Origin of the sequence: Haloferax sp. KTX1 (genome assembly GCF_902410085.1) — an archaeon.
GTDB classification, from domain to species: Archaea; Halobacteriota; Halobacteria; order Halobacteriales; family Haloferacaceae; genus Haloferax; species Haloferax massiliensis.
Genome location: NZ_CABPRH010000320.1, coordinates 1 through 399, shown reverse-complemented (window position 1 = coordinate 399; position 399 = coordinate 1). Strand labels below are relative to the sequence as shown.

Sequence of the window (399 nt, the reverse complement as noted above, 5' to 3'; positions counted from 1 at the left end):
CTGCTACCCCTTTATTCTTGGCTTTGCGGGGTAAGTTCGAGCTCGATCTGATTGCCGGGGCCGGCCATGAACTTGTTCAGAACCTCGGTCAGCAGCCCGCAATTCTCGAGCCTGGGCAGCTCATAGGTGCCCACAAGGGTGCCTCCGGACAGCGGGAGGAAGTTGTCACCCTCGTTCTCGAGCGTGATCTCGGCAGGCGCTTCGGTGCGGCACTCGGTGCCACCGCCGATCTTGATGTCCTTACCGAACAGGTTCACGCTTGCTTCCTTCACGTGCACGTTGAGCTTGCTCTGGGTGGTCAGCTGACCGTTCTTGAGCGTGCCCGTTGTCTCGCCGACCGGCTCAAACTCGATCTCGGCACTGCCGTCGATGGAGTACCACAGCAGCGGGATCTCGAAA

At 60.2% G+C, this 399-nt stretch carries 1 protein-coding gene; it reads right to left on the bottom strand.

What is annotated here, in order from left to right:
• Positions 1 to 11 precede the first annotated feature (11 nt).
• Positions 12 to 399, bottom strand: a 388-nt coding sequence (locus FY251_RS22820; protein WP_222847928.1) for a hypothetical protein, incomplete at its 5' end; no start/stop codon positions are given.